The organism is Nonomuraea spiralis (assembly GCF_014648435.1).
Classification (GTDB): Bacteria; Actinomycetota; Actinomycetes; order Streptosporangiales; family Streptosporangiaceae; genus Nonomuraea; species Nonomuraea spiralis.
On sequence record NZ_BMRC01000052.1, the window covers coordinates 24,288 to 46,705 of the forward strand.

Here is a 22,418-nt window from a genome sequence, read left to right on the forward strand (position 1 = left end):
GTGGTTTCCCTTCTGCGGGTGTGAGGTCGAGACCGTCAACACTTAGACGTACGTCGAATCAGAAGTTACGATCTCATGCTATTTAGACGCCCGTCAAGATAGACAGCAGTCGAACTAGAGGTCGTGCTGCGCCTGAAGCTGGGCGATGATCTCCGCGGTCAGTTGCCGGGCCGTGCGGCCGGCGCCGATGAGGGTGGCCGAGGCGGGGCCGGTCCAGTCGCCATAGCCGAGCAGGTGCAGGCGCGGTTCGGCCAGGGCGCGGGTGCCGTCGGTGGGGATCACGCCGCCGGGGCCGCGCAGCCGTAGCGGGGCCAGGTGGGCCAATGCGGGACGGAAGCCCGTGCACCACACGATCGTGTCGTACGCCTCGGTGCTGCCGTCAGCCCACGCCACGCCGTCGGGGGTGATGCGGGAGAACATGGGCTCAGCCTTGAGCGCGCCCCGGTCTCGGGCCTCGCGTACGGACGGGACGGCGACGATGTCACCCAGGTCACCGACGCTTCCGGTGTTCTGTCCGGCCAGGGCGGCCTGATGGCGGCGGGTGGCCAGGTCGAACAGGGCGCGGCCGTCGATCTCGTCGGGCAGCAGCCGGGGCGGGCGCAGCGTCGCCCAGGTGGTCCGGGCGACCTGGGAGAGTTCGGCGAGGATCTGCGCGGCGGAGTTGCCGCCGCCCACGATGAGCACCCGGCGGCCGCGGAAGGGCTCGGGGCCGCGGTAGCCGGCGGCGTGCAGCTGCTCGCCGCGGAAGTCACCGATGCCTGGGTAGTGCGGCACGTAGGGACGCCACCAGGTGCCCGTGGCGCTGACGACGACGCGGGCGTGCCAGGTGCCTGCGCCGCTGTCCACGGCCAGACGCTCACCGACATCTCGCACGGCCCGCACCGCGGCGGGGCGGACAACCGGCAGCCGATAGCGCTGCTCGTAGTCGGTGAGGTAAGTGGTGACGTGGGCGGCGTCCGGGTAGCCGCCGTCGGCTGGGATCGGCATCATGCGGCCGGGCAGGGAGCTGTACTGCGCGGGCGAGAACAGCCGCAGTGACGGCCAGGCATGCTGCCAGGCGCCGCCGGGGGCCTGCTGGGCGTCCAGGATGACGAAGTCGACGCCCGCCCGCCGCAGGTGGTAGCCGGCCGCCAGCCCGGCCTGCCCGGCGCCGATGACCACGACATCGGCCAGGCGCGCCGCGCCCGTCATACGGTGAGGAGTTCCACGTCCACCGGGCCAGGCCCCCCGGCTGGGGCGGCGAGCGGGGCGAACAGCGTGCCCAGCTTGTTCACCGCCTCGGGGATGATGCGGTAGTAGACCCAGGTGCCGCGGCGTTCGCCGTCGATCAGCCCGGCGGTACGCAGCACCTTGAGGTGGTGGGAGATGGTGGGGGCGGTCAGGTCGAAGGTGCCGGTCAGGTCGCAGACGCATGCCTCACCGCCGGCGTGGGAGCCGATCATCGACAGCAGGCGCAGCCGCACCGGGTCGGCCACGGCCTTGAGCAGGGTGGCCAGCTCGGCGGCGTCGGCCTCGCCGAGCGGTTCGCGGGCGATCGGGGCGCAGCACTGGCCCGTCGGGACGGTCATGACAAGCCCTCCTGATTCGAAGCTTGTCTAAATCCTAGGCGATGATAGGCCAGCAGCGCGAACGCGGCGATCCCGCAGGCGGCGGCGACCGCGCCCATCACCCAGCCGTAGCCAACGGCTTGGGCCAGGGCGACCGCGCCCAGCGGGGCCAGGGCCTTGTCGGCGACGGAGAAGATCGCGATGCGGCCGGCGAGCGAGGCGTAGGCGGTGGTGCCGTACCGGCCGACCAGCAGGTGCGGCAGGGTGATCGAGGCGATGCCGAACCCGAGCCCGAACAGCAGCACCGCGCCGATCGCGCCCGCCACGCTGCGCCCGACCAGCGGCAGCAGCAGCACGGCCACGCCTTGCAGGGCGAAGATGGCGGCGGCGATGAGGGCGGCGGGCAGCCGGGTCTGCAAGCCGGTGGTGATCAGCCGTCCGGTCACCGACAGCACGCCCAGCAGCCCGGCCAGCGTGGCGGCCAGCACGGGCGGGTGGCCGAGGTGGACCAGGTAGGTGATGAGCAGGACCGCCACGGTGGCGACCGCGCCGCCGTTGGCGGTGAAGGCGATCACCAGCAGCCAGAACGGCCGCCGGCGGGTGGCCGCCTTGACGATGGCGGCCCGCTCCTGCGCCTCAGCGGACGCCTGCGTGCTCGCCGTACGGGCGCGGCGGCGCAGCACGAGGGCGTGCAGCGGGATCGCCGCGGTCCCGTAGACCAGGGCCAGGATCACCAGCGCCGTACGCCAGCCGTACCGGTCGACCAGCAGGCCGGTCAGCGGCAGGAAGATCGAGGAGGCGAACCCGGCCACGATGGTCAACGCCAGCAGCCCGTTGGCCCGGCCACGCTCGTTGCCTGCGTACAGGGAGACGATGACGGCGAACGCGGCCTCGTACAGCACCAAGGAGCAGGCGACGCCGACGAGCGCGAACGCCGCGTACAACTGTGGCAAGGTCTCCACCCGCGACCAGGCCAGCACCGCCGCGGCGCCGAGCACCGACCCGGCGGTCATCAGGACGCGCCCGCCGCGGGCGTCCAGCAGACGGCCGACCAGCGGCGCGCACAGTGCGGCGATCAGGACGGACAGGGTGAGCGCCGCGGCGATCTGCGCGTTGGTGGCGTGCAGGTCGCGGGCCATGGGAGCGAGGAAGACGGAGAAGGCGTAGTAGAGCACGCCGTATCCGATGGTCTGGGTGACGGCCAGCGCCGCCACGACCCGCCAGCCGTGTCCGGAACGCGGCGGACCGCCGCCCTGCTGTTCGAGGGCGGCGGTCTCGGCGGGGGAACTCATGCCGGACAGGCGATCAGCGCGCGGCCCTCAGTCGTGGTCGCCCAGCCGCCCGCGCAGGTCTCGGCGACGAAACCTTGGGCCTGCAGCCGCCAGGCGAGCGTTCCCGCCATCCGGGCGATCGCCGGCGCGTAGCCGGGATTGGTGCTGGGCCTGCGGGCGGCGACCAGTTCGTCGGCCAGCCGGTTGGCAGGCATCGGCTCGTGGTCGCAGATGAGGCGCAGCGCCTCCTTCTGAGCGGCGGTGGGGTAGCCGTCGGACATCCGGGGGTCCTTTCAGCCGCAGCAACTGCCGCCGGACTCGGCGGTGGCGCTCACGGTGGCGAGGGGAAGCGGGGTGGACAGCAGGCCGCCGCTGATGCCCGTGGCCAGGCCGACCCGCTGCTCCTGGGCCTCGACCAGGCTGGAGGAGCACACGCCGGTCTCGGGCAGGTCGAGCTGCACGTCCCGGGCCGCCTCCCAGTCGCCCGCCAGCGCCGCCACGATCGAGCGGACCTGTTCGTATCCGGTGGCCATGAGGAACGTCGGCGCGCGGCCGTAGCTCTTGACGCCGACCGCGTAGTAGCCGGGCTCGGGGTGGGACAGCTCGTCCACGCCATGGGCCGGGACGGTGCCGCAGGAGTGCTGGTTGGGGTCGATCAGCGGGGCCAGGGCGCGGGGGGAGCCGAGCACCGGGTCCAGGTCGAGCCGGAGTTCGGAGGCGATGGAGTGGTCAGGGCGGTAGCCGGTGGCGGACACGATCCGGTCCACGGTGACGGCCTGCTCGTGGCCGGAGGGGTCGCGGCTGATCACCTCGACGCCCTGGTCGGTGGCGTTGACGCGGTGGGTGAAGAAGCCGGGCAGCAACTGGATGCGGCCGGATTCGACGTGGGCGCGCAGCCGGGTGCCGAGCGCGCCGCGGGCCGGGAGGGCGTCGGCCGCGCCGCCGCCGTAGGCGCGGGTGGCGCTGCCGGCGCGGATCGCCCAGGTGATCGGGGTGTTCTCCAGCTCGGCCAGGGCGAGCAGGGTGGTGGCGGCGGAGTGGCCGGCGCCGACGACCAGCACGCGCCTGCCCTCGTAGCGGTCGCGGTCGGCGCCCAGGACGTCGGGCAGGGCGTGGTCGACGGACACCTCGTTCTCGCCGTGGGCGGGCAGGCCGCTCGCGCCGAGCACGTTCGGGCTGGTGTAGGTGCCGGAGGCATCGATGACCGCGCGGGCCTGCAGTTCGGTGCCGTCGTCGAGCCGGATCAGGAACGGGGCCTGCTCGCGGCCGGCTGTGCGGACCCGGTCGTAGCCGAGACGGCTGATCGCGCTCACCCGCGTGCCGAGCCGTACCCGGTCGCCGAACAGCTTGGCGAGCGGGGCGAGGTAGTCGTCGATGAGCTCGGCACCGGTCGGCAGCCAGTCGGAGTCAGGAGCCGTCCAGCCGTCGGCCTCCAGCAGGCGACGGGCGGCGGCGTCGATGTCGTACTTCCAGGGGCTGAACACCCGTACGTGCCCCCACTGCGCGATCGACGCGGCGATCTGCTCGCCGGCCTCCAGCACCAGGAAGTCGATGTCGCGTTCGGCCAGGTGGGCGGCGGCGGCCAGGCCGACCGGGCCGGAGCCGATCACGGCGACGGGCAGGTCGCACGTCTGCCCGGAGGTGGCCTGCTGAGGGGTGGCGAACTGCTCGATCTCGACGGCAACGGTGCCGCAGCAACTGTCACTCATGACGGCTCTCCAGATGGCGCGCGGGTCAGCGGAAGGACAAGGACGACAGGGCGGAGGTGCGGGCGCGCTCGATGGCGGCATCGGCACGGCAGACGCGGTCGCACACCTCCGAGGTGGCCTCGTTGAAGGTGAATTCCGAGGCGTCGGCGGGGCGGCGCAGGTTGGTGAGCAGAGCGCGCATCGCGCACCTCCTGAATAGAACTTCATCTAAACAGCTCAGATTCTGAACCACTGCTTAGAAGGTTGTCAAATCAGCAGAGCGCTCAGACCCTGGCGTACGACCGCCTCCTCCTCAGTCAGCCGCAACCGCCGACAGAGGGACCCTCGCCGGGCGGGCAGCACGCAGCCAAGGCCGCCTGCAGGTCGGCCAGCGCCTGCCGCACCCCATCGGGATTGGCCCGGTAGTAGACGGTCTTCCACTCGCGTCGGGAGGCGAGCACTCCGCCCTCGCGCAGCGTCGCCAGGTGCGTGGAGGTGGCCGACTGGGCCAACGACAGACGCTCGGCCACCTGGCCCACGGTCAGCTCGACCCCACCCTCGAACAGGAACAGGATCTGCTGGCGGGTGTCGCTGGCCAGGGCCTTGAGGAAGCCTCGCGCCGCGTCGGTGAGCTGGATGCCGCTGCCTGCCGTCTGCATGGCACGACTCTACCGTATTGTCATTTCTGTATATGAGGATATGATCCGGCGGCATGGACACCATCGTCATCGGCGCCGGCCAGTCCGGCCTGGCAGCAGCCCGCGCACTACGCGACGCCGGCCGCACCCCCGTCATCCTCGAAGCCGGCCACACGCCCACCGGCTCATGGAGCAGCTACTACGACAGCCTCACCCTGTTCTCACCCGCCCGCTACAGCGCCCTGCCCGGCCAGGACTTCCCCGGCGACGGCGACCACTACCCCACCCGTGACGAGGTCGTCGCCTACCTACGGCGCTACGCCGACAGCCTGGACGTCGAGATCCGCACCGGTACCCACGTCACCGCGGTGGCAGCCGACGGCTCGGGCGGCTTCCTCGTCCACACCGCCGCCGGGGACACCCTCCGCGCCATGGGCGTGATCGCCGCCAGCGGCTCCTTCGGCAACCCCTACATCCCCGCCCTTCCCGGCCAGGACGGCTACACCGGCCAAGCCCTCCACGTGGCCGACTACCGCAACCCCAAGCACTACGCCGGGCAGCGCGTCGTGGTGGTCGGCGGCGGCAACTCCGCCATCCAGGTCGCCTACGAACTGGCCGACGTGGCCGACGTCACGATCGCCTCACGCCAGCCGCTGCAACTCATGCCACAGATCGTCGGCGGCAAGGACGTGCACTACTGGCACACCACCACCGGCTTCGACCAGCTTCCGCCCGCCTGGCTGGCCCGCATCGCCACCGGCACCCTGGTCATGGACACCGGCGACTACGCCGCAGCCCTGGCCGACGGCCGCCTGCGGCGCCGCCCCATGTTCACCGCCTTCGACGGCGACCACCTCATCTGGGCCGATGGTGAACGCGAGAGCATCGACGCGGTCATCTACGCGACCGGTTACCTGCCGCACCTGGACTACCTGGCCCCGCTCGGCGCCCTCGACAAGACGGGACTCCCCCTGCACACCGGCGGCCTGTCCACCACTCACCTAGGGCTCGGCTACGTCGGGCTGGAGTTCCAGCGTTCCTTCGCCTCCAACACTCTGCGCGGCGTCCACCGCGACGCCGAACACGTAGCGACACCGATCGCCGCCTACGCCGGCGGAGTATTGAGCGCCTACGGCCTTTGACCGGACGCCTCGTGCTCGTACGTCTCGACGAATGTGTCGTAGTCCTCGGCGGGCGGGCGACGCGATCGACAACAGGCACTTTGGACGAGGCGTCCACGAAGCTGGGGAACGCCATGGCCGGCCACACCGCCGCCTACGTCCGCTCCGGGACATCCGTTGAGAAACGAGCACCGCCACCCAAATGGTGACCTTGAGCAGCTCGCCCGGTTGCGGCTCGACCTCCGGCACCAGGTCCAAGCAACAACGGCGCGCCTGAGCCGGATTCGTCCGGTCGTCGGCGTGTCCCCCGGGCGCCGTGCCCCTGTCGAAGACACCGGTGATCCGGTTGGCAAGCTGAGCGGCCACAACGACCTCGCCGCTGAAGGAGACCGTCGACCTGGACACCCCTGCCCACCGGCTCACCCCACGTCACCCGCGCTGCGCGCCGGTTCGGCAACTGGCCCCTCGATCTGACGCCACCTGAGCAATCCGCGGTAACCGGCCTCGCCTCAAACCCCGCGTGCTGCTCACCACCGGACTGCCGAAGGGGCTGTTGCGTGGACTCCTGCGGCTCACTCGAGTTCGGCGGGAGATCTTCACCCCACGACGTGGCCCCGGCCGAGAACGCGCGCGCCCACAGCCGGAGGCATTGCGGGACCCGTCAGTCGGCGACCTTGCCGAACAGATGGTTGGCGGGGGCATCGGGGTCGTTGCCGTAGAAGTACTCCGCGAGCGCCTGGTGGAACTCGGTGCGATCCAGCACGCCTGAGCCGTCCAGGTCCAGAGCGGTGAAGACCGCGCCGCAGTGCTCGACGGGGAGATTGCCGGCCAGGCCGAAGATCTGCTGGAACTCCTCCTGGTCGATCTTGTCGTTGCCGTCGAGATCGATGAGGTCGAAGTAGCAGTCGGCCACCAGCTGGATCTGCTGCGGGTACAGGGCGGGGTCGGTCAGGGCCCGTTGGAACCCTTCGGTCATCTCCCGCAGGTCGACCTTCCCGTCACCGTCCTGATCCATCGGAGCGATCACGTGGGTCCAGAACGCGTCCAGCTCCTGGGTGAGCCGCTGGGCTGTCGGGGACTGCGACGCGTCACGGGCGACGATATAGCGCTCGGCCATCAGCAGGACGTCTTGCCGGGTGATGACCCCGTCCCCGTCGACGTCGGCGCCCCTGAACCACTGGCGGTATTTGCGTTCTTGAAGGGCGGTCATGCCGACGTGAGCGCCGGAGGTGGTGCGCTCGGGCGGGGTGGGCAGGCGGGAGCTGAACGACTCCGACATGGTGCGGTTCCTTTCATGTTGAGGATCAGCAGTGATCCACCTCGAAGGGCTGTGACGTTGTGGGGCGCTGTGTGCGGGCGAGCTCTGTGGCGGCCGACGACGTGGTGCTCACTGCAGGGTGTATGCCGCCTCCATGAGGTGGTCCAGGTGCAGGGTGTCCGGGGCCAGAGCCGTGATCAGGATGGCGGGGCCGGCCAGAGGGGTCAGCACGGCCTGGCCGGTTGCCGGATCGTCGCCGAGCAGGCGGGCGTGGGGCGGGTGCCGGTCCAGGACGGGGTCGATGATGAGGATCTGGCCGATGGCGCGGTGGCCTGCGGCGATGGCGGGGCCGTCCCAGCCGGGTGCGCCGGGTCCATAGCTCGTCTGCTGGTCCAGCAGGGGGCGTCCGTCGCGGTTGACGGTCAGGCGGGTGGTCAGCCGACCTGGAGGCTCGTCCGCGCGGCCGAGGACGATCTGTTCGCGGAGCAGGAGCCGGGCGGTCGGGGCGAGGTCGATGGTGCAGCTCTGGCGCAGGTTGCTGCGGGCGGCGGAGATGAGCGGCTGGGGCAGCCAGTGCAGGCTGGCGTGTTCGGCCACATTCAGGTGTACGTCGTAGGTGGCGTGGGCGGTGGTGGGGCCGCGCAGGGCGATGGTGGCGGCGGCGGTGGTGATGTGCAGGTGGGCACCGGGTTCGGCGGTGGCCTCGATGCGCAGCCGGTCGCCTCCGAGGGGGGCGCTCATGGCGCCGACGACGCACACGCGTGCCTGGTGTCCGTGGGGGCGGGCGCGGCGCAGGTCGAAGGGGCCGTCACCGGCGAGCAGGGGCAGGACGGTGGTGTCGCCGGCGCGGGTGGCGCGTATACGGGCTGTGGCGCGCACACCGGGCCCGCACTGCGCCGGCGGGGATTGGGCCGGCGAGGGCTGGGTGGGCGGGAGCGGGGTGGCCGTGGGCGTCATGCGGCGTGCGCGGTCCAGTCGGCGAGCCGCTCGCGGACCCAGTCGACCACGGGGGTGATACCGCCTGAGGTCTTGACCGCGGTCAGGATCGTGGGCAGGTCGCCGCGCTGGGTCTTGGCGTCCCGGACCATGGCCTCCAGGTCGGCGCCGACGTGCGGGGCGAGGTCGGTCTTGTTGATGACGAGCAGGTCGCTGGTGGTGACGCCGGGGCCGCCCTTGCGGGGGATGTCGTCGCCGCCCGCGACGTCGATGACGAAGATCTGCGCGTCGACCAGGCCCTTGGAGAAGGTGGCGGTGAGGTTGTCGCCGCCCGATTCCACCAGGATCAGGTCGAGGGGACCGAGGTGGTCCTCCAGGTCCTCGACGGCTTCGAGGTTGGCGGAGATGTCGTCGCGGATGGCGGTGTGCGGGCAGGCGCCGGTCTGGACCGCGGTGATGCGCTGGGCGGGCAGGACGGCCTCGCGCAGCAGGAACTCGGCGTCCTCGCGGGTGTAGATGTCGTTCGTCACGACCGCGATGGACAGTTCCTCGCGCAGCGCACGGCACAGGGCGGCGACGGTGGCGGTCTTGCCGGAGCCGACCGGCCCGCCCAGGCCGACGCGCAGGGCGCGACGGCTGCCGTCAGGACGCCGGCGGGAGGAGCCGCCGGAGCCGTTGGGGAAACCTTCGGGGAAGGCGTCGTCGTGGTGCAGGTGCATGGCTGCTCCTGGAAAGAGGTGACGGAGTGGTCAGGAGGCGAACAGGCGGGCCGGGCGGGCGGCATGCCGTTCGGCGATGATGTCGAGCAGCGGCGCGGATGCGGCCGGCAGCGCGGTGGGCCCGTCGGTGTGGACGTGTTGCGCTGCCTCGGCTGCGGCACCCGCGACGTGGTCGACCTCGGGGCCCAGGCGGGCGAGGACGGCCGTGATGTCGAAGGGGTCCAGCCTGAGCAGGCGGACGGTCGCAGTGGCCGGCCCGCTGACGCTCTCGTACGCAGCCATGTAGGCGGCGTCCAGTGGGGTCAGCCCGGCGCAGCGGGCGGCCAGGCCGAGGACCACAGGCTGGTGGGCGCCGCGTGGCCGGGCAGTGGCCAGGGCGTCGAGCTCGGCGCAGGGCCAGGCGGCCCGAACGGCCCGCAACAGTTGCCGACCCAGCCTGCGCGAGGTGTGCCGCAGCGCGGGGGCCGCGGTGCGGGCGTCGGCCGCCTCTGTCAGCAGGAGCGGGTCGTATCCGGTGGCGGCAGCGGCGGCGAGCCCGGCCGCGACCAGGCCGCTGGTGTGCAGCCGGCCGCGGCAGAACTCCTCCAGGCTCGCCACGTCCCGCACACAACCGGCCGTGACGGCCTCCTCAGCCCCGCCGGAATGGGCATGGCCTCCGGCGGGAAAGCGGCCGTCGGCCAGGATCAGCAGGGCGGCGCGGTTCATCGTGCGTGGCTCACCTTTCGTGGACGGCGAGGACCCATACGGCGGGCTGCCCGGCGTGTGGTCAGAACAGGAAGTAGCGCTGGGCCATGGGCAGCGTGTCGGCGAAGCGCCGGCCGTCGACGAGTTGATCGTCGATCTCGGTCTTGACGTCCTTGGCCTTCGCGCCGCCGATCACCACCTCGAAGGTGTCGGGGTCGATGTCGATGTCGGGGCAGGCGTTGTTCTCCCGCATGTCGGCCTTGAACACCTTGCGGGTGTCGCGGATGGCCCGGAACGGCTTGCGCACCTCGACCCTGTCGGCCAGCCCGGACCGGATGGCCTGCTCCGTGACGAAGTTGACCGCGTTGGCGCCCGGCGCCCGACCGGTGGCGCCCCACATGGGCCGGGGCAGGATCGGCTGCGGGGTGGTGATGGAGGCGTTGGCGTCGCCGACCTGGGCGTAGGCGATCTGGCCGCCCTTGATGACCCGGTACGGCTTGACGCCGAAGAACTTCGGCTCCCACAGCACCAGGTCGGCCAGCTTGCCCACCTCGACCGAGCCGACCTCGTGATCGATGCCGTGCGCGACGGCCGGGTTGATGGTGTATTTGGCGACGTAGCGGCGGGCGCGGTGGTTGTCGGCCCCGGCGTCGCCGTCCCGGTCGCCGTCCAGCGGGCCGCGTCTGGCCTTCATGACGTGTGCGGTCTGCCACGTCCGGATGATCATCTCGCCGATCCGTCCCATCGCCTGGGCGTCCGACGACATGATCGAGATGGCTCCCAGGTCGTGCAGGACGTCCTCGGCGGCCATCGTGGAGGGCCGGATCCGCGACTCGGCGAAGGCCAGGTCCTCGGGCACCAGCGGGTTGAGGTGATGGCAGACCATCACCATGTCGATGTGCTCTTTGACCGTGTTGACGGTGAAGGGCCGGGTGGGGTTGGTGGAGGCGGGCAGCACGTTCGGCAGGCCCGCCATGGTGATCATGTCGGGGGCGTGGCCGCCGCCGGCGCCCTCGACGTGGAAGATGTGGATCGGGTGATCCCCGATGGCCTCGATGGTGTCGGCCACGGCGCCGGCCTCGTTGAGGGAGTCGGCGTGCAGGGCCAACTGGACGCCGGTCGCCCGGCACACCTCCAGACACCGGCGCAGCACCGCCGGAGTGGCCCCCCAGTCCTCATGGATCTTGAACCCGAGCACGCCCGCCTCGACCTGGTTGTACAGGGATTCGGTGGACATCGTGCTGCCCTTGCCGAGCAGGCCGATGTTGACCGGGAAGGCGTCCAGCGCCTCGAACAGCCGGGCGATGTGCCAGGCGCCGGGCGTGACGGTGGTGGCGGTGCTGCCCTCGGCGGGGCCGGTGCCGCCGCCGATCAGGGTCGTGACCCCGGCGGCCAGTGCCTCGTGCACCTGCTCGGGACAGATGAAGTGCACGTGGGTGTCGATGCCGCCGGCGGTCAGGATCTTGCCGTTGCCCGCGATGACCTCGGTCTCCGGGCCGATCAGGAAGTCGGTGGCCCGCTCGTGGCCGTCGTGCAGGCGGTCCATGGTCTCGTCGTTGTAGGCCTTGCCGAGCGCGACGATCCGGCCGTCACGGATGCCCACGTCCGCCTTGACCACGCCCCAATGGTCCAGGATCACCACACCGGTGATGACGGTGTCGGGCGGTAGCGGAGCGCCGAACTTGGCCGAGTCGCGCGGCGCGCAGGACTGGCCCATCGACTCGCGGATCACCTTGCCGCCGCCGAAGATGACCTCGTTGCCGCTGCGGCCGGGCCCACCGGCCCAGTCCTCGGTGATCTCGATCCTCAGGTTGGTGTCGGCCAGCCGGACGCGGTCGCCGGCTGTCGGGCCGTACCGGTCGGCGTACTCCACGCGGGTCAGCGGCCGCTCGATCGGCAGGATCACCGGACCCGGCGCGTCCTCCTGCCCAGGTGTTCCTGCCGCGGGCTCGGCGAGCGTGGCGCTCGACGGCCCGGCGGAGCCCTCCGCCGGTTCGGCGGTCGTCGCGTCTGCCAGGGACTCATCCATCGAGCTGCCCTCCGACCTGGCCACGCAGGCCGGCGACGACGCGCCTGCCCTCAATGGGCACGAGTGTCACCGTCCGGGTGCAACGGGGCTCGAACCGGACGGAACTGCCGGCGGGAATGTGCAGCCGCTTGCCGTAGGCGGCGGCGCGGTCGAAGTCGAGGCGGGGATTGGCCTCATAGAAGTGGTAGTGGGAGCCCACCTGGATGGGGCGGTCGTCGCTGTTGGTGACCGTCACCATGGTGATCTCGCGCCCCTCGTTGAAGGGCACCTGCTCCGCGCCTTCGGGATGGTCGATCTTCCCCGGATGAACCGGCGGGCCCGCGGTCACCTCCGCCTGCGGTCCGGCTTTCGGTCCTGCTTCCGGCTCGGCGATGGGGTCGCGGATGGTGACCAGCTTGGTGCCGTCGGGGAAGGTGGCCTCGATCTGAATGTCGGAGATCATCTCCGGCACGCCCGCCATGACGTCGGCCCGGGAGAGGATCTTCTCGTCGGCGGACATGAGCTCGTGGACCGACCTGCCGTCCCGGGCGGCCTCCAGCACGTGCGCCGTGATCAGGGCGACCGCCTCCGGATAGTTGAGCAGGACCCCCCGCTCCTTGCGTCTCCGGGCCACGTCCGCGGCCACATGGATCATCAGGCGTTCCTGTTCGTGCGGCGTCAGATGCACCCGCCACCTCACCTTCGGGTCTGCCCCGAGGCGTCACCCCCGGGAGTCCTGCCACGACCGGAGGTGATCACGCCCGTGACCCCGAACGGACAGCGGTGCCCTGGAAGCCGTCGCGATCACCACCCACTGCTTGCCGACCGTATTTGTGCAGACACTGAGTGTGATATGGCGCGATGGTGAGGCGTGTGTTACTTCATGACACAGAATCTCCATCACCTGTCGCATCCGCTCGCGGGAAGTTCGTCATGCCGGTCGTCGCGTTGCCTGATCCATGAGGCCACCTGAAAGCGCTGCCGAACAGAGCGGGACCGGCCCGTTCAGGCGACGACGGGTTCGCCTCTAAGCGCGACACCGGCCCGGCGCAGTTCGTCCAGCGCGGCGCGTGTGGTGTCGGCGGCGACGCCAGCGGTGTAGTCGAGCAGGACCCGCACGGTGAAGCCGGCGCGGGCCCCGTCCAGCGCCGTGGCCTTCACGCAGTGATCGGTCGCGATGCCGACGACATCGAGGTCAGTGATGTCACGAGCCTTGAGCCAGGCGGACAGTGTCGCGCCGTCCTGGGTCGAGCCCTCGAAACCGCTCTTGGAGGCGGAGTGGGCGCCCTTGAAAAAGACCTCGTCGACATGCCCGGAGTCGACTGCGGGCGCGAACTCCGGATGGAACTCGCCTCCCTCGCTGCCGACGACGCAGTGCACAGGGAATGAGTCCTGGAAGTCGGGGGTGTCGGAGAAATGGGCGCCCGGATCGACGTGGTGGTCACGGGTGGCGACGACGAAGGCATACTGCCCATCGGCGCTCCGGACCAGCTCGGCGATGGCGGCGGCTCGATCCGCGCCGCCCTTCACCGGAACGCTGCCACCCTCGCAGAAGTCCTTCTGCACATCGACGATGATCAGTGCACGACTCACGGACAAACCCCTTTCCTTGGGTGCGTCTCTCCGAGGCTCACCCTTCCGCCGGCGGGCGGGCACACCATTCGCCGGACGTTCACCGACTCAGCGTGGCGCGCACGGCAACGTGGCTCATCGCGCCACATCCGGGCACACCAATCCCGATTGTAACACTGTGTACATGAAGTGTCGCTATATGTGTTCACGTCACAGGACATGGCAAGAAGGTCCGAGGCAGGGGCCCTGTTCATGTGGGGTCAGATGCGCCCGCCACCTCGCCTTCGCCGCGCCCCGGCCTCTCTGCCCGATACGTCCTGCCACCCCCGGCGGTGTCGCCGACCGGAGAGTACGGCCGGGCGGCAGACGGTGACTGTGAGCGGCAAGCGGCACACCAACTTCCTGGGCCACTACCCGTTCAACCTCAAGGACAGCGGCGGCTTCCTGACCACCGGCGCCTCAAGCTCGCCTTTGCCTCAACGCTCGAGGCTCGGTGGGGAAAAGGCGAGCACATCGGGAAGAGGGCCGTCGTAGACCTCGACATCGACCAGCACACTGTGAGCACTCGGTCCTTGAGACAGTCGTGAGCACGGCCGATCCGCCGTGAGAACGTTCGGATTCCCGTGGCGGTCCAATGTTCCGCTCAGGCCTGGCTGGACCGGATCCCACCATGCTCCCGTGGACAGTTGCACGACGCCTGGCATGACGTCGTCCGACAGGACTGCGCCCGCGAGACAGCCGCCTCGGTCGTTGAAGACGCGTACGATCATGCCGCTCTGGATGCCGCGCGAGGCGGCGTCCGACGGATTGAGCGTCACGGGCTCACGTCCGCCGATCTTTGAGCTGAGGCTGTGATCGCCGTTGTCGTACTGACTGTGCAGGCGTGAGGCGGGCTGATTCGAGATCAGGTGCAGCGGGAACCGGTCCGACAGATCGGCACGAAGCCACTCCACCGGTTCGAACCACATCGGATGCCCGGCACAGTCGTCGTAGCCGAACGAGTCGATCTCCTCGGAGAAGATCTCGATCCGGCCCGACGGCGTCAGCAGCGGGAAACGCTGCGGATCCGAACGGAGGTCCTCGAAGCTGCCGGGGAACGGTCCGGTCAACGCCGGCAGCTCGGCGGTGGAACTGCGCCAGAAGTCGTCGAAGCTCGGTAAGGCGGCGTCGCCGCCGAGCTCGGCCCTCGTCTGCTCGTAGAGATGCCGGACCCATTCGACCTCGGAGCGCGACTCCGTGAACTCCTGCTCGTATCCAAGCCGCGAGGCCAAGGCGGTGAAGATGTGGTGATCGGTGCGCGACTCGCCCGCGGGCTCGCGGACTTTCGGCATCGCGACGATGTGGGGGTCCGAGAATCCGGCGGCGAAGTCGTCGCGCTCCAAGCTGGTGGCGACGGGCAGGACGATGTCGGCGAACTTGGCCGTGGTGTTCCACCAGGCTTCGTGAACCACCACCGTGTCAGGGGCCTGCCAGGCGCGGGTCAACCGATGGAGATCTTGGTGGTGGTGGAACGGATTCCCTCCGCACCAGTAGATCAGGCGAAGCTCGGGCAAGGTCAGGCGCTGACCGTCGTAGTCGATGACCTCACCTGGATGCAGCAGCGCATCGGCGATCCTTGCAACGGGGATGAAGTCCGGAACGGGGTTGGGGACGTCCGGAATCGTCGCCACGAAGGGGCGGCCTGGGGCGACGCCGGTCGCGTCCATCGTCGCGTAGCCCGCGCCCCAGCCGCAGCCAGGTCGGCCCATCGAGCCCGCCATGGCGGCCAGCACGACGGACATCCAGATCGGTTGTTCGCCGTGGTCCGCCCGTTGCACCGCGTAGTTGACCATGATGAGAGAACGTTGGGCGGTGAGGCGGCGAGCGAGATCGATGATCGCCTCGCGTCCGATGCCCGTGATCTTCGCTGCCCAGGCGGCGTCCTTCGGGATGCCGTCGAGCTCGCCGGCCAGGTAGGAGGCGAAGCGGTCGAACCCGACGCAGCACCGGCGCAGGAAGTCCTCGTCGTGCCAGCCGTTGACCAGCATCGTGTGGGCGATGCCGAGCATCGCGGCGGTGTCGGTGTTGGGGATGACGGGCAGCCACTCGGCGTCGAGGAAGCCGGCGACGTCGCTGCGGATGGGGCTGATGCTCACGAACCGCACCCCGGCCTCACGGCACCGGCGTTGCAGGTTCTGGGTCTGGTGCCTGGCCAGGCCGCCAGGGTTGATCTGGCTGTTCTTGAGGGCCAGCCCGCCGAACGCCACCACAAGTTCACAGTTGTCGGCGATCTCGTCCCACATCGGCATCCGGCTCTGGTAGCTCCACGGATGGCCGCCGATCACATGGGGAAGGATGACCTCCAAAGCCGCGGTGCTGTAGGTGTTGCGGGAGTCGGTGTATCCCCCGCCCAGCGCCAGGAACCGGTGGAGTTGACCCTGCGCGTGGTGGAACCTGCCGGCACTCGCCCAGCCGTAGGATCCGCCGAACACCGCGCTGTTCCCGTGTTGTGAACGAACGCGACGGAGTTCGTCGCTCACCAGTGTGATGGCGTCGTCCCAGCTCACCTCCACGAAGGCGTCCGCGCCTCTGGCGGAGTCGCGGGCGCGCGGCTCGCCGTTCAGCCAGCCCTTGCGCACCGCGGGGCGTAACACGCGAGCGCCATCGTCGGCGGCTGTCACCATGCCGGGGCCGATGGGCGACGGCACGGGGTCATCGTGCCTCGGCTCGATTCGCACCAACCGACCGGAATCGACTACGGCGATGAAACTACCCCAGTGCGTCGCGACCGACATGCGTCGTTCCACCATGCATCAACTCCGCCTGTGACGTTTCCCCCGATCTTGGGCAGCGGTCGCTCACGTTGCGGGGGTGATGTGTTGCAAGGAGGCTCTTTCGGACCTATCCATGCCGTCCGACCTGCAGACAAGGCTTGCGATTGCCCGTGCGAGGCTCGTCAAGTAGGCATCCGAATCTTGGTTGTATCTTGCCTTTCGCACTATAACGCGAGCAAATTCGACTCCGAAAGGGGCGCCCTCAGGAAATTATGCCGTCGGCCGACAATCTCTTTCAGATCCGGACAGTGCGAGCACAAGTCGGATTTTTCGCTTGTTTCCTAGTTAGTAGTCACTGATGCTATGCGGGACAGGATCGCGCCATTGATGCCGGCCGATCCGACCCGGGGGCGACGATGGGCCGACCACCGCCGAACCCTTGAGACCATCGCCTGGAAGTACCGCACCGGCTCACCCTGGAGAGACTTGCCGAACGAGCGACGACGGCGGGGACATCGGCTGGACCGTATCGGTGGACTCGACCGTCTGCCGGGCTCACCAACATGCAGCCGGAGCCCGGAAGAAGGGGCACCGGACAGCTGAACCCGACGATCACGGCACCGGACGTCCGCGAGGCGGCCTGCGCACGAAAGTCCACCTTGCCCGCGACAGCCGAGCACGGCCGCCGGCCTTCATGTCACCGCCGGCCAGGCGGGCGATACACCGGCTTTCGAGGCCATCACCGCCGGCATCCGTGTTCCGCGAGTCCGGCCCGGAAGATCGAGGACCCGGCCGGATGCCGTCCTGGCGGATCGCGCGTTCTCATCCCGCGCGAGCCGGGATCACCTCCGGCAGCGTGGGATCCGTGCGGTCATCCCTCAACCCTCCGATCAGGTCGGCCACCGTCTGCGCCGAGGCCGTGAGGAGGCCGACCGCCCGCCCTCGCCTACCAGGCAACGCTGCACCTCGCCGCCCATCCTCATCCGGGTACGAAGATGATCAAGGAAGCAGAACTCAGGATGGGACAGGCGGGCACTCGAGGACCTCGATCGAGTTCCCCGGCATCAAAGCGATATGAGGGTGGTCACTGAAGAGCCGCGCCGCGTCTTCATGTGTCTCGGCCTCCACGATCGCGTATCCGGTCTTCGAGTCAGTGAAGTCCTCGGCGCCTTGGGCCGTCACCAACTTCTTGCGAAAGAGCGGCGCCCCGGGATCGATCAAGGCGTGTTCGTTCTTCTGAGCCCACGCCGCCCAGGCATTCATGAACTCACTCTGCTGCTGCTCGGTGAGCTTCACCTTGTCAGCGTTGTCGGCCGCGCCGTTCAGGACAGCGAGAAACTTACCCATGGCTGGAGCTTAGCCCACGAACAAAGAGACACGCTTTAACTAGGCCGTGGAGTTCATCGCGGGCATTCAGATACCAGCCGGCAAATCCATGGCCAACGACATACCTTCAGATATCACTGGAGATCATGCCAGAGCCTCTGAGGGGATACACCTGTCGTGCGATCAGCCGGATGCGCACAAGCTGTTCAACTCCGCGACGTCCGTATTGATATCCGCGATCACCTGGTTGGGGTCGCCGCCGGTCATGCCCGTCAGGCGGAAGCTCAGTTCCTGGAACTCTGCGGCCAGTCGCCTGATCTTCGCCCCCACCGCTCCCTGCGCGTTGAGGCCTGCGCCCATCAAGTCGCTGTACGTCTGCTGGGCCGCGGCCGCCTGGCCGCTGCGGCTGGTTCCGGCATCCCTGCGGTAGGCGGTCAGGGCCGCCGCCGTCTCGTCGCAGCCGGCGGACCGGACCTCCGGCAGCGGTGGAGGGGAATCCTGGACCACTCGCGTGCGGCTCGGTGGTCGGGACGTGCTGGACTCAGGCGACGAGTCCGCAGGCGATGGTGAGGGCCGGGTGACGACCCGACCCGGTGGGGATGGAGGCGGGGACGGACTGAAAACTACTGTGCCGGGCGAGGTCCTGGGCGGCATCAGGTAGGCGAAGAGCGCGACCACGGCTGCGATCGAACCCGCCAGAGCGCTCACTGCCGTCCAGTTCAGGCGCGAACCTGCTCCCCCGCCGCCCGCCCCCGCTGATCCGCTTCCGGTCATGTCCTCATCGTGGCCGAGCCGCCGAACTCGGTCCAGGATGACGCCTGCAGACATTCTTGATCCGCAGACAGCGCCCGCGCCGGCCACGCCCTGGCCACGGACCATCCCGACCGAGCGGACGGTCCGTTCGATGGCCGACTTGACTGCCTCCGCGTAGCCACCCACGGTCGTTCTACCGTCCGATGACTGTGTGGAACAGGGCCAGCGCTCCGCCGGCCAGTAGGAACGCTGCCGGGAGGGGTTGGCCGCTGAGAGAGGCGAGCAGTCCTGCAAGCAAACCTACGACGGCCGCCAGCAACAGGACGACGGCGGAACGAACACTCAGCAACGGTCCAGGCGGTGCTGCCACAAATCCTCCCGAGGGTGATGACGGAAACCGTCGCTCCTAAGTCACGCAGGAGAGGTCATCCCACGACAGATCACGGGCTCGGCGCCTGTGGTCAGCGCGCTTGCCCAGCCGGTAAAACCTGCCGAACAAGTTCTTGTCGATCTTGACGTGCCGGCTTGCCCGGAGATGGTGCAGGCGATCTCGGCGTCACACACGGTCGAGACACATCAGCTTCGAGAAAGCCTGGAACGTCGCGCGGCCGACCAGCGGTTACGCGATGAGATGGCCCGGTACGACTTCAGCGGAGAAAGGTATCAACAGTTCGAGAACGAGTTGGCCCGCTACGGCATGTCAGTGCTTCGTGGCTGGATGTACACCGGAAACATCTTCAAGCTCACCGCCACTCGCAAACTCTTCCTGGCCCCCACCGATGCGGAACTCGAAGAGCTTTACCGCGACTCAGCTGCCCGCGAGGAACTGGCCATCATGAAGTAGGTGGGAAGGCTCGCGCCACCTTCGTAGAGCCAGCCGCCCTCGACGAGTGCGCGCGGGCGGAACCGTGGAAGAGCGAGCGCGACAGTCATCATGCTGGACCCGGACGCCGGCATCACCGCCGACTTGGAGTCTCAGGCTTTGGGACGGATCCGCGTTCGTGATGATCTGCGCCGTGCCAGTGAACGCACCCGGGCGATTGTCGCCCTCACCATCGACGGCTACAGCCAGGAGGAAATCGCCGAGCTGCTCGGCGAAGCCTCAGTCCGGGCAGTGGAGGGGGCGCTGTATCGGTGGAGAAAGATCGAACAGCAACACCTCCCCGAAGGAGGGATCCCTCGTGAACAGCACGGCCAATGAGCCGTTCGAGGAGCTGATCGAGCGGTCCTCACTCGGCGCGACCGGTGCGCGTCAGCTTCGACAGCGCACCCCCCAGCTGAAACTGACGAGGTCCGGCGCATCCAAGAGCAACGAGCCGGACGACATGTAGGGCTGAGCGCAGAACAACGGCTGGCGGATCGACGTGAGCGTCTCCTCAATGCTGCGTACACCCTGTTCGCGAAGCCGCGCTTTGACGCCACCACCATCGAACGACTTTGTTCAGAGGCTCGCATCTCGAACAGGGCCTTCTACGAGTGCTTCGGTGGCCGCGAGGAATTGCTCCAGACTTTGTACGAGGTCGTCGTGGACGACACCCTCACCCAGGTCGCCAAAGCGATGGAAGAGGCTTCGGCACCTGAAGATCAGTTCGTTGACGGCATAAGGCGATACATCGAGTTCACCATGCAGGATTGGCGTCGGGTGCGCATCATGCATGTGGAAGCAGTTCGAGCCGGTTCCACCGGAGCGGCCCGGCGACAGGCGCTCAGGCGCTTCGCCGAGGTCTTTCACGAGGTTGTGATCAAGCTGCCGGGGAATCGCGCCGACGATCCGTACCTGTACGCCCTAGGGGTGCACGGTGTGCTCCACGAGCTCATCCTCGAGATGCTGGAAGCCGAGCGGCCACCTTCGACTGAACTGCTGGTCGGGACCGTCGTTCACATCTTTCTGGGAAGGGCTCGTACGGCCCCTTGAGCGTTGGCGACGGGCAGTCGACATCACTGATGACCTTCCTCGAGAGAACCAGCAGCTCCGCCAGGAGCAGGGGCGAAACATCGGCCCCCCCTTATGCGTGGTCAGCGCGAGGTTTCCGAGCCGCAGGGATTGTGACGACGATCGTCCCAGCCGCCTTGTCGAGAAGTGATCGGCCGAGCGGCTTGTCCCAACGGGCCCACAGGAGAACAGCGATCCAGTAGAGCCAGATGAGCACGTAGCTGAATACCGACTCGAACGCGTCCATCAGCAGCACCGGCGCCACGAGTGGCAACGTGCGCAGGAACGCGACGACGTTTGACAGACCGGACGCCGGCGGCGCGCCGAGCTCCACCACCTTGATGCGTGTGATTATTTTGCCGACGCTCTGCCCGCGGACCTTCAGCAGCACGAATTCATACACGAAACACAATCCGAATATCACCGCCGGCATCAAAGCGGTTCCATCGGCGAGCAATGGGCCCAAGACGAGGTAGATGAGATAGCCGCACGTGACGGCGATCACGTAGTTCAGCGCAGCATCGATCAGCCGCGCAACCAGGCGTCGCCGCCACGGGGCAAGCCGTTGGAGAACCTCAAATGTGGGGAAGGCCGTGGGAGAAGCCGAAGCCTGTCCCGGCACCACCGCATCCGTCCCGGTCTCCACCACATTGGCTTCGACGTCCTTCGCTCTCGGCGGCCACACGAGAGCTCCGGAGGGTCGCAGGGAACTGATCGGCATGGGCTGCGTGGCCCGTACGGCGTCAGGCACTTCCACCGACACCTGGACCTCGATCGTGATCTCCCCAGCCGGTGCCGTCAGGGTCCCGATTCCCACCAGCCTGCCCGCAGCATCCCCGAAAACCTGGGCCGACAACACGCGATCGCGGACCTCCAACCGCAGCCACGGCACCGATGGCACCGCGGTGACCGCACAGGCCACAGGCGGCCCGTTCAGCGCCAGTTCGACCTTTTCGGACCAGGTCGAGAGGTCGATGCTGCCGAAGTCCACGAGTGGCGCCGTCGCATGCGGTCTGGCTTCGGCGAGCAGCGCCTCAGCCGCGCGGGAGACTTGGCGGCTGTCGTCCTCGGCCAGCGTGCGCAACATCTGGCACGCGGTCAATGCCTGACCGAGATCCTCGCCCAACAGGCGCTCCCGAAGCTCGTGAACCACCCCGAACCGCGCCCCTGCGAGCGGGCTGTTCATGGCTTCGACAAGCACCGCGGGCACGGGTGTCGCCACCACCTGCGAGGCTCGGACGCGCGCCATGCGCACATCCCCCTGAGCACCGAAGATCCAAATATGCGGCGTCTGATGCGGGGTCGTCTTACGCACTTGATCCGCCACGTAGTCGAACAGTTCCCGAACCCCGATCCAGCCATCGCCGTCAAGGTCCGCATCCCCGGTGGCGAGTCCGTTGATCACGGCGGCGGTGAAGACAGACGGGCTGAGGTTCGTATCGGGAACCATGTCGCGTCCCTCGAAGGCGTACTCGATTGCGCTGGAGGCGGTGACCACCACGCGCCCTCTGTCCGATCCGGCGCGCTCCTGCCGGAGGAACGCTTCACCGACCGCCGCGTCCGCCGTGCCGCGAACGACCATTCCTCGGGGAAACGCACCGCCATAGCAACAGTCCAGGAAGAGCACGACACGCTGGGCACGGGTCTCCAGCATGAGCCGGCTGACGTACTCGGCTGACAGGCCGGTGGACGCGAGCCGGTCCGGACGCGTGTCCGAAGCACTCAGGTAGAGCTCACCCGATGGGCTCTTGAGGCCGTGCCCTGAGAAATGCAACAACAGCAGGTCGTCTCTGGCGGCATCGACGAAGAAGTCCTCTATGGACAGGCGCAGCTCTTGAACGTTGGCATTTCGCCGTACTTGGACGTCGAATCCGCCGATGTTCTCGTCGCCAAGCACGTCGGCGAGCCCGATCGCGTCCTGGTTCGGCGCCAGCAAGGCCGCCAGGCCTGGATCGGAGTATTCGTCGTTGGCCACGATGAGGGCCCGGCGTGCACCAGACATGCCCAGCTACTTCATGGAGTGAGGGCGAACCCGCTGGTCCGCGGGTCGTTCTTGAGGTTCGAGATCCTGTCCGTCAGTTCCAGCGGTTACCGTCCGTTTCCAGTACGCCTAGGCCGTGTTTCGAAAGATCACGTGTGAGGCGTGTCGGTGATCGTTGAACGAAGAGGTCTCCGGTAGTTGGTTCAACGACCAAGAAGAACGAAACACCG

At 68.6% G+C, this 22,418-nt stretch carries 24 protein-coding genes and 2 pseudogenes; 8 read left to right on the forward strand and 18 right to left on the reverse strand.

Annotated elements, in window-relative coordinates; translation table 11 throughout:
- Positions 1–114: 114 nt before the first annotated feature.
- The 7 genes from IEZ27_RS51330 to IEZ27_RS51360 form a co-directional block, all read right to left on the reverse strand.
- On the reverse strand, positions 115–1,191 hold the full coding sequence (locus tag IEZ27_RS51330) for an ArsO family NAD(P)H-dependent flavin-containing monooxygenase (RefSeq protein ID WP_189653952.1): 1,077 nt from the start codon (positions 1,189–1,191) through the stop codon (positions 115–117).
- Positions 1,188–1,568, reverse strand: a complete 381-nt coding sequence (locus IEZ27_RS51335) for an ArsR/SmtB family transcription factor (protein WP_189653953.1) — start codon at positions 1,566–1,568, stop codon at positions 1,188–1,190. Before IEZ27_RS51335 ends, IEZ27_RS51330 begins: the two co-directional genes overlap by 4 nt.
- The gene (locus IEZ27_RS51340) at positions 1,565–2,839 is read right to left on the reverse strand and encodes an MFS transporter (RefSeq protein WP_189653954.1); all 1,275 of its coding nucleotides are present in this window, start codon (positions 2,837–2,839) and stop codon (positions 1,565–1,567) included. Before IEZ27_RS51340 ends, IEZ27_RS51335 begins: the two co-directional genes overlap by 4 nt.
- A complete protein-coding gene (locus IEZ27_RS51345; RefSeq protein ID WP_189653955.1) occupies positions 2,836–3,099 on the reverse strand; it encodes a hypothetical protein in 264 nt (87 codons plus the stop codon). The genes IEZ27_RS51340 and IEZ27_RS51345 overlap by 4 nt, the downstream gene beginning before the upstream one ends.
- 12 nt (positions 3,100–3,111) lie before the next feature.
- The gene (locus IEZ27_RS51350) at positions 3,112–4,527 is read right to left on the reverse strand and encodes an FAD-dependent oxidoreductase (RefSeq protein ID WP_229825109.1); all 1,416 of its coding nucleotides are present in this window, start codon (positions 4,525–4,527) and stop codon (positions 3,112–3,114) included.
- A gap of 25 nt (positions 4,528–4,552) precedes the next feature.
- Complete coding sequence (locus tag IEZ27_RS51355; protein WP_189653956.1) at positions 4,553–4,708, reverse strand: hypothetical protein; 156 nt, start codon at positions 4,706–4,708, stop codon at positions 4,553–4,555.
- A 115-nt stretch (positions 4,709–4,823) separates the two neighbouring features.
- Positions 4,824–5,165: an ArsR/SmtB family transcription factor gene (locus tag IEZ27_RS51360; protein WP_189653957.1), complete on the reverse strand. Its 342-nt coding sequence runs from the start codon at positions 5,163–5,165 to the stop codon at positions 4,824–4,826.
- A 53-nt stretch (positions 5,166–5,218) separates the two neighbouring features.
- Here IEZ27_RS51360 and IEZ27_RS51365 point away from each other — a divergent pair, with 53 nt between their 5' ends.
- Positions 5,219–6,286, forward strand: coding sequence for a flavin-containing monooxygenase (locus IEZ27_RS51365; protein WP_189653958.1), 1,068 nt, complete (start codon positions 5,219–5,221; stop codon positions 6,284–6,286).
- 640 nt (positions 6,287–6,926) lie between these two features.
- Here IEZ27_RS51365 and IEZ27_RS51370 read toward each other — a convergent pair.
- The 8 genes from IEZ27_RS51370 to IEZ27_RS51405 all read right to left on the reverse strand — a co-directional run bounded on the left by IEZ27_RS51370 (position 6,927) and on the right by IEZ27_RS51405 (position 16,231).
- The gene (locus tag IEZ27_RS51370) at positions 6,927–7,544 is read right to left on the reverse strand and encodes an EF-hand domain-containing protein (RefSeq protein ID WP_229825110.1); all 618 of its coding nucleotides are present in this window, start codon (positions 7,542–7,544) and stop codon (positions 6,927–6,929) included.
- A 108-nt stretch (positions 7,545–7,652) separates the two neighbouring features.
- On the reverse strand, positions 7,653–8,402 hold the full coding sequence (locus IEZ27_RS51375; RefSeq protein ID WP_229825111.1) for an urease accessory protein UreD: 750 nt from the start codon (positions 8,400–8,402) through the stop codon (positions 7,653–7,655).
- Between the two features lie 74 nt (positions 8,403–8,476).
- Positions 8,477–9,178, reverse strand: a complete 702-nt coding sequence (ureG, locus tag IEZ27_RS51380) for an urease accessory protein UreG (protein ID WP_189653960.1) — start codon at positions 9,176–9,178, stop codon at positions 8,477–8,479.
- 30 nt (positions 9,179–9,208) lie between these two features.
- The gene (locus IEZ27_RS51385) at positions 9,209–9,883 is read right to left on the reverse strand and encodes an urease accessory protein UreF (protein ID WP_189653961.1); all 675 of its coding nucleotides are present in this window, start codon (positions 9,881–9,883) and stop codon (positions 9,209–9,211) included.
- A 61-nt stretch (positions 9,884–9,944) separates the two neighbouring features.
- Positions 9,945–11,891, reverse strand: a complete 1,947-nt coding sequence (locus IEZ27_RS51390; protein ID WP_189653962.1) for an urease subunit alpha — start codon at positions 11,889–11,891, stop codon at positions 9,945–9,947.
- The gene (locus tag IEZ27_RS51395; protein WP_189653963.1) at positions 11,884–12,558 is read right to left on the reverse strand and encodes an urease subunit gamma; all 675 of its coding nucleotides are present in this window, start codon (positions 12,556–12,558) and stop codon (positions 11,884–11,886) included. The genes IEZ27_RS51390 and IEZ27_RS51395 overlap by 8 nt, the downstream gene beginning before the upstream one ends.
- Positions 12,559–12,875: 317 nt before the next feature.
- Positions 12,876–13,463: an isochorismatase family protein gene (locus IEZ27_RS51400; protein WP_189653964.1), complete on the reverse strand. Its 588-nt coding sequence runs from the start codon at positions 13,461–13,463 to the stop codon at positions 12,876–12,878.
- Between the two features lie 455 nt (positions 13,464–13,918).
- Entirely contained in the window at positions 13,919–16,231 is a 2,313-nt protein-coding gene (locus IEZ27_RS51405) for a molybdopterin-dependent oxidoreductase (protein ID WP_229825112.1), read from the reverse strand.
- A gap of 327 nt (positions 16,232–16,558) precedes the next feature.
- Here IEZ27_RS51405 and IEZ27_RS54675 point away from each other — a divergent pair, with 327 nt between their 5' ends.
- Together IEZ27_RS54675 and IEZ27_RS55750 are read left to right on the forward strand one after the other, a co-directional pair.
- Positions 16,559–16,798 carry a transposase gene (locus IEZ27_RS54675; RefSeq protein ID WP_379478631.1) on the forward strand — a complete coding sequence of 80 codons (240 nt, stop codon included), beginning with the start codon at positions 16,559–16,561 and terminating at the stop codon, positions 16,796–16,798.
- Positions 16,799–16,894: 96 nt separating this feature from the next.
- Positions 16,895–17,194 (forward strand): annotated as a pseudogene (locus IEZ27_RS55750) (hypothetical protein); the annotation flags it as partial.
- A 15-nt stretch (positions 17,195–17,209) separates the two neighbouring features.
- Here the strand turns inward: IEZ27_RS55750 and IEZ27_RS51415 are convergent.
- Positions 17,210–17,542 carry a YciI family protein gene (locus IEZ27_RS51415; RefSeq protein ID WP_189653965.1) on the reverse strand — a complete coding sequence of 111 codons (333 nt, stop codon included), beginning with the start codon at positions 17,540–17,542 and terminating at the stop codon, positions 17,210–17,212.
- Positions 17,543–17,704: 162 nt separating this feature from the next.
- Positions 17,705–18,028 carry a hypothetical protein gene (locus tag IEZ27_RS51420; protein WP_189653966.1) on the reverse strand — a complete coding sequence of 108 codons (324 nt, stop codon included), beginning with the start codon at positions 18,026–18,028 and terminating at the stop codon, positions 17,705–17,707.
- Between the two features lie 703 nt (positions 18,029–18,731).
- On the opposite strand from IEZ27_RS51420, the gene IEZ27_RS51425 reads away from it, so the two are divergent.
- The 5 genes and pseudogenes from IEZ27_RS51425 to IEZ27_RS51440 all read left to right on the forward strand — a co-directional run bounded on the left by IEZ27_RS51425 (position 18,732) and on the right by IEZ27_RS51440 (position 20,189).
- Positions 18,732–19,118 carry a hypothetical protein gene (locus IEZ27_RS51425; RefSeq protein ID WP_189653967.1) on the forward strand — a complete coding sequence of 129 codons (387 nt, stop codon included), beginning with the start codon at positions 18,732–18,734 and terminating at the stop codon, positions 19,116–19,118.
- A gap of 90 nt (positions 19,119–19,208) precedes the next feature.
- Complete coding sequence (locus IEZ27_RS51430) at positions 19,209–19,475, forward strand: sigma-70 region 4 domain-containing protein (RefSeq protein ID WP_189653968.1); 267 nt, start codon at positions 19,209–19,211, stop codon at positions 19,473–19,475.
- Complete coding sequence (locus tag IEZ27_RS51435; protein ID WP_189653969.1) at positions 19,456–19,605, forward strand: hypothetical protein; 150 nt, start codon at positions 19,456–19,458, stop codon at positions 19,603–19,605. Before IEZ27_RS51430 ends, IEZ27_RS51435 begins: the two co-directional genes overlap by 20 nt.
- Before the next feature lie 20 nt (positions 19,606–19,625).
- Positions 19,626–19,769 (forward strand): annotated as a pseudogene (locus IEZ27_RS55215) (TetR/AcrR family transcriptional regulator); the annotation flags it as partial.
- A 30-nt stretch (positions 19,770–19,799) separates the two neighbouring features.
- Positions 19,800–20,189 carry a hypothetical protein gene (locus IEZ27_RS51440; protein WP_229825113.1) on the forward strand — a complete coding sequence of 130 codons (390 nt, stop codon included), beginning with the start codon at positions 19,800–19,802 and terminating at the stop codon, positions 20,187–20,189.
- Between the two features lie 91 nt (positions 20,190–20,280).
- Here IEZ27_RS51440 and IEZ27_RS51445 read toward each other — a convergent pair whose 3' ends face one another.
- On the reverse strand, positions 20,281–22,209 hold the full coding sequence (locus tag IEZ27_RS51445; RefSeq protein WP_189653970.1) for a caspase, EACC1-associated type: 1,929 nt from the start codon (positions 22,207–22,209) through the stop codon (positions 20,281–20,283).
- Between the last annotated feature and the right edge of the window lie 209 nt (positions 22,210–22,418).

What these genes read in the sequence shown, in the direction of transcription:
- IEZ27_RS51415 (WP_189653965.1), bottom strand. Translation starts at nt 17,542, where the DNA reads ATGGGTAAGTTTCTCGCTGTCCTGAACGGCGCGGCCGACAACGCTGAC.
- IEZ27_RS54675 (WP_379478631.1), top strand. Translation starts at nt 16,559, where the DNA reads ATGCGGGACAGGATCGCGCCATTGATGCCGGCCGATCCGACCCGGGGG.
- IEZ27_RS51345 (WP_189653955.1), bottom strand. Translation starts at nt 3,099, where the DNA reads ATGTCCGACGGCTACCCCACCGCCGCTCAGAAGGAGGCGCTGCGCCTC.
- IEZ27_RS51340 (WP_189653954.1), bottom strand. Translation starts at nt 2,839, where the DNA reads ATGAGTTCCCCCGCCGAGACCGCCGCCCTCGAACAGCAGGGCGGCGGT.
- IEZ27_RS51330 (WP_189653952.1), bottom strand. Translation starts at nt 1,191, where the DNA reads ATGACGGGCGCGGCGCGCCTGGCCGATGTCGTGGTCATCGGCGCCGGG.
- IEZ27_RS51350 (WP_229825109.1), bottom strand. Translation starts at nt 4,527, where the DNA reads ATGAGTGACAGTTGCTGCGGCACCGTTGCCGTCGAGATCGAGCAGTTC.
- IEZ27_RS51370 (WP_229825110.1), bottom strand. Translation starts at nt 7,544, where the DNA reads ATGTCGGAGTCGTTCAGCTCCCGCCTGCCCACCCCGCCCGAGCGCACC.
- IEZ27_RS51360 (WP_189653957.1), bottom strand. Translation starts at nt 5,165, where the DNA reads ATGCAGACGGCAGGCAGCGGCATCCAGCTCACCGACGCGGCGCGAGGC.
- IEZ27_RS51385 (WP_189653961.1), bottom strand. Translation starts at nt 9,883, where the DNA reads ATGAACCGCGCCGCCCTGCTGATCCTGGCCGACGGCCGCTTTCCCGCC.
- ureG (WP_189653960.1), bottom strand. Translation starts at nt 9,178, where the DNA reads ATGCACCTGCACCACGACGACGCCTTCCCCGAAGGTTTCCCCAACGGC.
- IEZ27_RS51405 (WP_229825112.1), bottom strand. Translation starts at nt 16,231, where the DNA reads ATGGTGGAACGACGCATGTCGGTCGCGACGCACTGGGGTAGTTTCATC.
- IEZ27_RS51390 (WP_189653962.1), bottom strand. Translation starts at nt 11,891, where the DNA reads ATGGATGAGTCCCTGGCAGACGCGACGACCGCCGAACCGGCGGAGGGC.
- IEZ27_RS51445 (WP_189653970.1), bottom strand. Translation starts at nt 22,209, where the DNA reads ATGTCTGGTGCACGCCGGGCCCTCATCGTGGCCAACGACGAATACTCC.
- IEZ27_RS51355 (WP_189653956.1), bottom strand. Translation starts at nt 4,708, where the DNA reads ATGCGCGCTCTGCTCACCAACCTGCGCCGCCCCGCCGACGCCTCGGAA.
- IEZ27_RS51430 (WP_189653968.1), top strand. Translation starts at nt 19,209, where the DNA reads ATGCTGGACCCGGACGCCGGCATCACCGCCGACTTGGAGTCTCAGGCT.
- IEZ27_RS51335 (WP_189653953.1), bottom strand. Translation starts at nt 1,568, where the DNA reads ATGACCGTCCCGACGGGCCAGTGCTGCGCCCCGATCGCCCGCGAACCG.
- IEZ27_RS51365 (WP_189653958.1), top strand. Translation starts at nt 5,219, where the DNA reads ATGGACACCATCGTCATCGGCGCCGGCCAGTCCGGCCTGGCAGCAGCC.